The following is an 8,577-nucleotide window of genomic DNA, read 5'->3' as shown; positions in this document are numbered from 1 at the left end:
CGCGCAGCGCCGGATGAGGGCTGCCTTGGACGCCTGCGGCGTGCCCCCATCCGCCTTCGGCACCTTCCCCCGCTTGCGGGGGAAGGGAAAAACAGGATGGTCCCCGCTTGCGGGGGAAGGAAAAAAAGGTGCTCCGCGCTCGCGGGATCGCCCTTGCGCGCTGAAAGCCGATACGCCCCAGGAAACGCCCGGTCGTCGGTGCCGCCCGATGGAAACGACGCCGGCTCCCTTCGGCCTTTTTCCGCCGCGTTCGCCGGCTCGTGTCCGCCCGGCGGCCGGCCCCGGAGGAGCGGGGTAGAATCCAGGTCCCTTCCGCTTCCGCCGCCAGCAGACCCCTTTCGATGTCCAACGACGACTTCAAGCAGGCCGCCCTCGACTACCACCGCCTCTCGCCCCCGGGCAAGATCAAGGTCAGCGCCACCAAGCCGATGCTCACCCAGCGCGACCTGGCGCTGGCGTATTCGCCCGGCGTGGCCTACGCCTGCGAGGAGATTGCCGCCGATCCCCGCGCCGCCAGCGAGCTCACCGCGCGCGGCAACCTGGTCGCGGTGATCAGCAACGGCACCGCGGTGCTGGGCCTGGGCGACATCGGCCCGCTCGCCGGCAAGCCGGTGATGGAAGGCAAGGGCGTGCTGTTCCAGAAGTTCGCCGGCATCGACGTGTTCGATATCGAGGTGGACGAGCGCGACCCGGACAAGCTGGTCGAGATCATCGCCAGCCTGGAGCCGACCTTCGGCGGCATCAACCTCGAGGACATCAAGGCGCCGGAATGCTTCATCGTCGAGCGCAAGCTGCGCGAGCGGCTGAAGATCCCGGTGTTCCACGACGACCAGCACGGCACCGCGATCATCGTGGGCGCGGCGGTGATCAACGCGCTGGAGATCGCCGGCAAGCGCATCGAGGACGTGCGCCTGGCCACCGCCGGCGCCGGCGCGGCCGGCATCGCCTGCCTGGACATGCTGGTGGCGCTGGGCCTGCGGCCGGAGAACATCCTGGCGGTGGACCGCGACGGCGTGCTCTACGCCGGCCGCGACAACCTGGACCCGGACAAGGCCCGCTACGCGCGCGAGACCGACAAGCGCTCGCTGGCCGAGATCGTCGAGGGCGCCGACATCTTCCTCGGCCTGTCGGCCGGCGGCGTGCTGACGCCGGAGATGGTCGAGACGATGGCGCCGCGGCCGATCATCCTGGCCCTGGCCAATCCGTATCCCGAGATCCTGCCCGAGCACGCCAAGCGCGTGCGCCCGGACTGCATCATCGCCACCGGCCGCTCGGACTACCCGAACCAGGTCAACAACGCGCTGTGCTTCCCCTACATCTTCCGCGGCGCGCTCGACGTCGGCGCGACCGGCATCAACGAGGCGATGAAGCTCGCCTGCGTGCGCGCGATCGCCGCGCTGGCGAAGGAGGAGGCCAGCGACCTCGGCAGCGCCTACGGCGGCGAGACGCCGACCTTCGGCCCGGAGTACATCATCCCGCGACCGTTCGACCAGCGCCTGCTGACCATGCTGGCGCCGGCGGTGGCGCAGGCGGCGATGGAGTCCGGCGTGGCGCTGCGCCCGATCGAGGACATGCGCGCCTACCGCGACAAGCTGGGCCAGTTCCTGTACCGCACCGGGCTGGTGATGAAGCCGGTCTACGACCGCGCCCGCGGCGATCGCCAGCGCGTGGTCTACGCCGAGGGCGAGGAGGAGCAGGTGCTGCGCGCGGTGCAGACCGTGGTCGACGAGCGCCTGGCCCATCCGATCCTGATCGGCCGGCCCGAGGTCATCGAGGCGCGCATCCGCCGCCTGGGCCTGCGCCTGCAGGTCGGGCGCGACTTCGAGCTGACCAACATCAACGACGACCCGCGCTTCAACGAGTACTGGCAGCAGTACCACGCCATCACCGAGCGCCGCGGCGTGACCCCGGATTCGGCGAAGAACCTGATGCGCTCGCGGCCGGCGCTGATCGCCGCGCTGATGGTCCAGCGCGGCGAGGCGGACGCGATGCTGTGCGGCATCGTCGGCCGCTTCCACAAGAAGCTCGGCTACATCCGCAGCGTGTTCCCGCTGGAGCAGGGCGTGCAGAGCACTTCGGCGATGACCGGCGTGGTCAACGACCGCGGCCTGTGGTTCTTCCTCGACACCCACGTGCAGCACGATCCCACCGCCGAGCAGCTGGCCGAGAGCACCCTGCAGGCGTCGTACCGGCTCAAGCTCTTCGGCATCGAGCCCAAGGTGGCGCTGCTGTCGCACTCCAACTTCGGCAGCCACGAGGACGCCAGCGCGTCCAAGATGCGCCGGGTGCGCGAGATCCTGGCCCAGCGCGCGCCGCGGCTGGAGGTGGACGGCGAGATGATGGCCGACACCGCCTGGGACGAGCCGCTGCGCCGGCGGATCTTCCCCAACACCACGCTGTCGGGCCGGCCGAACCTGTTCGTGCTGCCCAACCTCGATGCCGCCAACATCACCTACAACATGGTCCGGGTGATGACCGACGGCGCCGCGCTGGGGCCGATCCTGATGGGCCTGAGCGCGCCGGTGCACGTGATGACGCCCACCGCCACCCCGCGCCGCGTCGTCAACATGACCGCCATCGCCGCGGTGGACGCGCAGATCCGCAAGGCGCAGCGGGAAGGGCAGTAGGGCAGGGGCCGGGGGCCAGGGGCCAGAGGCCAGGGATCAGGGGCCAGAGGCCAGGGGGGGCGCTTTCGCCGCTTCTCCCTGGCCCCTGGCCTCCGGTCCCTGACCCCTGGCTACTCGGCTTCCGGCAGCAGGCCGCGCAACAGGTCGGGCAGCTCGCCCAGCGCGTCCTTGGTCAGCAACGGCACGTCGGCATCCGGCGGCGGCTCGGGCGCGTAGAGCGCGCCGGTCAGGAACACGAACGGCAGCGCCGGATCGTGCGCGCGCGCCAGCGCGCGCGCTTCCTCGCCGGAGAACCCGGGCAGGTTGAGGTCGGAGATGACCAGTTGCGGCGAGAACGCGGCCAGCGCCTCGTCCATGTCCTGCGCGGTGCTGGCGCGCCGCGCGACGAAGCGCAGCCCGGCCTCGCGCAGGGCGATCTCGGTCAGCTCCGCATCGTCGCGGGAATCGTCGACGATCAGGATGCGCCACCCTCCCGGCGCGTCCATCATCGCCTCACTCCCCTTCCGGGGCTTCGTTGAGCACCGCCCAGAACTTGCCCAGCGTGCGCACCGCCTCGAAGAACTGGTCCACGTCCACCGGCTTCACCACGTAGGCGTTCACGCCCAGGTCCCAGCTGCGCGCCAGGTCGCTCTCCTCGCGGGAGGACGACAGGATCACCACCGGCAGGCGCTTGAGCGATTCTTCCTCGCGCAGCTGCTTGAGCACCTCCAGCCCGTCCATGCGCGGCATCTTGATGTCGAGCAGCAGCACGGCGGGATCAGGATCGGTGCGGTCGGCGAAGCGGCCGCGGCGCAGCAGGTAGTCCAGCGCCTCCACGCCGTCCTCCACATGGACGATCGGGTTCACCAGGTGCGCCTCGCGCAGCGCATCGATCGCCATCTCGGCATCGTGCGGGCTGTCCTCGGCGAGGAGGATCGTGCGGATCTCGGTCATTTCGCGTTCTCGGGGTGGGTGGCGGCGATGTTGACGTCGCCGGTGGGAGGCAGGGTGAAGTGGAAGGTGGCGCCCTGGCCGGGTTCGGACTCGGCCCAGATCCGGCCGCCGTGGCGCGAAAGCACGCGGCGCACGCTGGCCAGGCCGATGCCGGTGCCGGGGAACTCGCTGGCCGAGTGCAGGCGCTGGAACACGCCGAACAGCTTGCCGGCGTACTTCATGTCGAAGCCGGCGCCGTTGTCGCTGACGCGGAACTTGTGGGTGCCGTCGGGGAGCTGCTCGTAGCCCACTTCGATCTGCGCCGGCTCCGAGTGGGCGCTGTACTTGACCGCGTTGCCCAGCAGGTTCAGCCACACCTGGCGCAGCATGTTCTCGTCGGCGACCACCACGGGCAGGGGGGCGATGCGCCAGACGATGCGGTGTTCGGGCTGGTCGGCCAGCGCGTTGGAATCGAGCACCGAGCGGGTGTCGTTGACCATCGACTGCATGTCCACCATCTGCAGCCGCAGCGCGCTGCGGCCCAGGCGCGAGTAGACCAGCAGGTCGTCGATCAGCGCCGACATGCGCCGCGCCGAGCTGGAGATGACCTCCAGGTAGTGCTTGCCCTTGTCGTCCACCGAGTCGCCCAGGTGCCGGCCCAGCTTGTCGGCGAAGCCGGCGATGTGGCGCAGCGGCGCGCGCAGGTCGTGCGAGACCGAGTAGCTGAAGGCTTCCAGTTCGCGGTTCACGTCGGAGACCTGCTCCACCTTGCCCTCCAGCTGGCGGTTGAGCTCGCGGATCTGGCGCTCGTTGATCTTCTGCGCGCTGATGTCGCTGGCGGTGACCAGCACCGCCAGGTCGTCGCTGTCGGGCAGCGGCATGCGCCGCGCGCTGAGCAGCATGACCCGCTCGACGTTCTCGGCGGTGCGCTGGGTGATCTCGAAATCCCAGAGTTCCCGGTCGCGGGTCAGCACGTCGGTGAGCCGGCGCAGCACCTGCGGATCGCTCCAGGCGCCGCCGCCCAGCTCCGCCAGCGGCACGCCGCGGGCGTCGCCCTCCACGCCGTAGAGCTCGGCGAACGCGGCGTTGAGCATCACCACGCGGTTGTGCGCGTCCAGCAGCACGATCGGTTCGCGCACCGTGTCCAGGATCACGCTGGCGCGGTTGGCCGCGCGCGTGGCGCCGCCCTCGGCCTCCAGGCGGCGGGCCATCTCGCGCAGCAGGAAGTAGCCCAGCGCGCCCAGCAGCAGCAACTGCGCGATCACCGCCACCCAGCTCAGCAGCCGGGCGCGGGCGCTGGCGGCCTCCGCCTCGGCGAGGCGGTCGGCCAGCAGCGTGCGCTCCTCAGCCACGATCTCCTCGACCAGCCGGTGGATCGGGTAGCGCGTCAGCAGCTCTTCCACCACCGCGGGATCGGCGTCGCCCTGCGCCGCCAGCAATCGGTCCACCTGCGTCAGGCGCAGTTCCAGCAGGGTACGCAGGCGGCCGAAGCGGATCTGCTGCTGCGGGTTGTCGTGGATCAGCGCCTCCAGCGCCGCCAGGCCCGGCGCGATGCGCGGGCGGCTGGCGTCGATGCGCTCCTGCAGCCGCTCCGGCGGCAGGCCGTAGCCGTACCCGAGCGCGGCCGACTCCACGTTGCGCACGTCGGCGGCCAGCGCCTGCAGCCGCGCCTCGACCTCGTAGGTGTGGTTCACGCGCTTCCAGGCGCGCTCGCTGCTGGTGCTGGCGGTGCGCATCAGCAGGAACGGGCCGATCACGATCAGCGCGATCGCCAGCACCAGGGCCGGCAGGCGGAGTTTCGACCAGGCGGTGGCGGATGGAAGGACAGCGGACATGCGGTGGGCAGCGGTGGCGACGTCGGACGGCTCCGGACGCCGGCATCCCTGCGGCCCTTCCCCCCGGTTCGGCGCGTGGATCGCCCATCGCTCGGGCGGCGGCGGCGCGGATCCCCCGTGCCGTGGTGCGAACCGACGAATCATGTCGGATCGGTGTGAAGGCGGCGTCAAGGCGAGGGACGCGCCCGGACCGCGCCGGGTCGCGCGGGCGTCCCGGCGGGCGGGTTCGACGCGCCGCCGCGCATGGGGTTTTCGCCCGTTCCGGGAGCGGGCGGGGCGGGCGGGGCGCCTGCTAGAATCGGGGGCCCACGCACCCGAAGCACTGGCGCGGCCGCGCGGCCGCCCCGCGGAGCCCGAGACGATGAACTGGTTGACCGATCTGCTGCAGAACGACCCCGATCCCGCCGAGACCCGAGAGTGGGTGGAGTCGCTGAAGGCGGTCATCGACGCCGACGGCCCCGAGCGCGCCCATTCCCTGCTGCAGAACATGGTGGAGCTGACCCGCCGCGCGGGCGCCCACCTGCCGTTCTCGCCCACCACCGAGTACATCAACACCATCCCGCCGCACCTCGAGCCGCGGATGCCGGGCGACGCCGACCTGGAATGGCGCATCCGCTCCATCATCCGCTGGAACGCGATGGCCATGGTGGTGCGCGCCAACCGCAAGCCCGGCGACCTCGGCGGCCACATCGCCAGCTTCGCCAGCGCGGCCACCCTGTACGACGTCGGCTTCAACCACTTCTGGCGCGGCCCCGAGGGCGAGCACCCGGGCGATCTCGTCGCCGTGCAGGGCCACAGCTCGCCCGGCATCTACGCGCGCTCGTTCCTGGAGGGCCGCCTCACCGAGGACCAGCTCGACCACTTCCGCATGGAGGTCGACGGCCGCGGCATCAGCTCCTACCCGCACCCGTGGCTGATGCCCGACTACTGGCAGGTGCCGACCGTCTCCATGGGCCTGGGCCCGATCGCCGCCATCTACCAGGCGCGCAACTGGAAGTACCTGGAAGCCCGCGGCCTGATCCCCAAGACCGACCGCAAGGTCTGGTGCTTCCTGGGCGACGGCGAGACCGACGAGCCCGAGAGCCTGGGCGCGATCTCGGTGGCCGGCCGCGAGGGCCTGGACAACCTGGTGTTCGTCATCAACTGCAACCTGCAGCGCCTGGACGGCCCGGTCCGCGGCAACGGCAAGATCATCCAGGAACTGGAAGGCAGCTTCCGCGGCGCCGGCTGGAACGTGATCAAGCTGATCTGGGGCAGCTACTGGGACCCGCTGCTGGCCAAGGACAAGGACGGCATGCTCAAGCGCCTGATGATGGAGACCGTCGACGGCGAGTACCAGAACTGCAAGGCCTTCGGCGGCGCCTACACGCGCGAGCATTTCTTCGGCAAGTACCCGGAGACCGCCAACCTCGTCGCCAACCTGTCCGACGAGGACATCTGGCGGCTCAACCGCGGCGGCCACGATCCGCACAAGGTCTTCGCCGCCTACGACCTGGCCGTGCGCACCAAGGGCCAGCCGACGGTCATCCTGGCCAAGACCGTCAAGGGCTACGGCATGGGCAGCGCCGGCGAGGCGCTCAACCCCACCCACCAGACCAAGAAGCTCGACGACGAGGCCGTGCGCGCCTTCCGCGACCGCTTCAAGATCCCGGTCGCCGACGAGCAGCTCAAGGACGGCCAGGTGCCGTTCTACCACCCCGGCGAAGATTCCGAGGAAGTGCAGTACATGCGCGAGCGCCGCCGGCAGCTCGGCGGCTTCCTGCCGCAGCGCCGGCGCAAGGCCAGCCAGTCGCTGGCCGCGCCCAAGCTGGAAGTCTTCGATCGCCTGCTGAAGTCCACCGGCGAGCGCGCCATCAGCACCACCATGGCCTTCGTGCAGGCGCTGGGGATCGTGCTGCGCGACAAGCAGGTCGCCCCGCGCGTGGTGCCGATCGTCGCCGACGAGGCGCGCACCTTCGGCATGGAGGGCATGTTCCGCCAGCTCGGCATCTACGCCCCGCAGGGCCAGAAGTACAAGCCCGTCGATCGCGACCAGCTCATGTACTACCGCGAGGACGCCGCGGGCCAGGTGCTGGAGGAAGGCATCACCGAGGCCGGCGCGTTCTCCAGCTGGATGGCCGCCGCCACCAGCTACAGCACCAACGACCTGCAGCTGCTGCCGTTCTACATCTTCTATTCGATGTTCGGCTTCCAGCGCATCGGCGACTCCGCCTGGCAGGCCGCCGACATGCGCGCGCGGGGCTTCCTGCTCGGCGCCACCGCCGGGCGCACCACGCTCAACGGCGAGGGCCTGCAGCACGAGGACGGCCACAGCCACCTGCTGGCCGGCGCCGTGCCCAACTGCCGCAGCTACGACCCCACCTTCGGCTACGAGGTCGCGGTGATCCTGCAGCACGGCATGCGGCGCATGCTGGAAGAGCAGGTGGACGAGTACTACTACATCACCCTGATGAACGAGAACTACCCGCACCCGGACATGCCCGAGGGCGCCGCGGACGGGATCATCAAGGGCATGTACCTGCTCAAGGATGCCGGCAAGCCCAAGAAGGGCGAGCTGCGCGTGCAGTTGCTGGGCAGCGGCACCATCCTGCGCGAGGCCATGGCCGCCGCCGAGCTGCTGGACAAGGACTTCGGCGTGACCGCCGACATCTGGTCCTGCCCCAGCTTCAACGAGCTGCGCCGCGACGGCTTCGACGCCGAGCGCTGGAACCGGCTCAATCCCGAGGCCCGGAAGCCGCGCAAGCCCTACGTGACCGAGCTGCTGGAAGGCCGCCAGGGCCCGGCGATCGCCGCCACCGACTACGTGCGCGCGATTCCCGACCAGATCCGCGCCTTCGTGCCGATGACCTACACCGTGCTCGGCACCGACGGCTTCGGCCGCTCCGACACCCGCGCCAACCTGCGCCGCTTCTTCGAGGTGGACCGCTTCCACATCGCCCATGCCGCCATCGCCGCGCTGGCCAAGGACGGCAAGATGACCCCGAAGGACGTCTCGCGGGCGATCAAGCTGTACAGGATCGACGCGGAGAAGGCGAATCCGCTGGGGGTTTGAGCCCCTGGGCAAGTCGGAAAAAGGCGGCTTCTGGCCGCCTTTTCCTTTCAAGAAGTCGCCGCTCGAGCGTGAGCGCGCATCGCCTCGGCTAACATTCCCGGGCTGCAGGGGCACGGCGCGGCGTTCAAGAGCGCCCTTGTATCTTAAGGAC

General features: G+C 70.3%; 5 protein-coding genes. 2 read left to right on the top strand and 3 right to left on the bottom strand.

Translation table 11 applies throughout. The features are described from left to right. Positions 1-341: 341 nt before the first annotated feature. Entirely contained in the window at positions 342-2,627 is a 2,286-nt protein-coding gene (locus Z164_RS0116045; RefSeq protein ID WP_024891696.1) for an NADP-dependent malic enzyme, read from the top strand. Between the two features lie 110 nt (positions 2,628-2,737). On the opposite strand, the gene Z164_RS0116040 is transcribed toward Z164_RS0116045, so the two are convergent. Genes Z164_RS0116040 through Z164_RS0116030 form a run of 3 tightly spaced genes read right to left on the bottom strand, consistent with a single transcriptional unit; the run spans position 2,738 to position 5,374 of the window. Further along, entirely contained in the window at positions 2,738-3,115 is a 378-nt protein-coding gene (locus Z164_RS0116040; protein WP_024891695.1) for a response regulator, read from the bottom strand. A 4-nt stretch (positions 3,116-3,119) separates the two neighbouring features. Beyond that, the gene (locus Z164_RS0116035) at positions 3,120-3,560 is read right to left on the bottom strand and encodes a response regulator (RefSeq protein ID WP_024891694.1); all 441 of its coding nucleotides are present in this window, start codon (positions 3,558-3,560) and stop codon (positions 3,120-3,122) included. Continuing rightward, positions 3,557-5,374, bottom strand: coding sequence for a sensor histidine kinase (locus Z164_RS0116030; RefSeq protein ID WP_024891693.1), 1,818 nt, complete (start codon positions 5,372-5,374; stop codon positions 3,557-3,559). Before Z164_RS0116030 ends, Z164_RS0116035 begins: the two co-directional genes overlap by 4 nt. Positions 5,375-5,735: 361 nt before the next feature. Here Z164_RS0116030 and aceE point away from each other — a divergent pair, with 361 nt between their 5' ends. Further along, positions 5,736-8,426 (top strand): pyruvate dehydrogenase (acetyl-transferring), homodimeric type, encoded by a 2,691-nt coding sequence (gene aceE / locus Z164_RS0116025; protein ID WP_024891692.1) that lies wholly within the window; start codon positions 5,736-5,738, stop codon positions 8,424-8,426. The last annotated feature ends 151 nt before the right edge of the window (positions 8,427-8,577 follow it).

The organism is Luteimonas huabeiensis HB2, from assembly GCF_000559025.1.
GTDB classification, from domain to species: Bacteria; Pseudomonadota; Gammaproteobacteria; order Xanthomonadales; family Xanthomonadaceae; genus Luteimonas; species Luteimonas huabeiensis.
The sequence above is the reverse complement of the archived record's forward strand: the minus strand, read 5'-3'. Positions and strand labels throughout refer to the sequence as shown.

What these genes read in the sequence shown, in the direction of transcription:
- Z164_RS0116045 (WP_024891696.1), top strand. Translation starts at nt 342, where the DNA reads ATGTCCAACGACGACTTCAAGCAGGCCGCCCTCGACTACCACCGCCTC.
- Z164_RS0116040 (WP_024891695.1), bottom strand. Translation starts at nt 3,115, where the DNA reads ATGATGGACGCGCCGGGAGGGTGGCGCATCCTGATCGTCGACGATTCC.
- Z164_RS0116035 (WP_024891694.1), bottom strand. Translation starts at nt 3,560, where the DNA reads ATGACCGAGATCCGCACGATCCTCCTCGCCGAGGACAGCCCGCACGAT.
- Z164_RS0116030 (WP_024891693.1), bottom strand. Translation starts at nt 5,374, where the DNA reads ATGTCCGCTGTCCTTCCATCCGCCACCGCCTGGTCGAAACTCCGCCTG.
- aceE (WP_024891692.1), top strand. Translation starts at nt 5,736, where the DNA reads ATGAACTGGTTGACCGATCTGCTGCAGAACGACCCCGATCCCGCCGAG.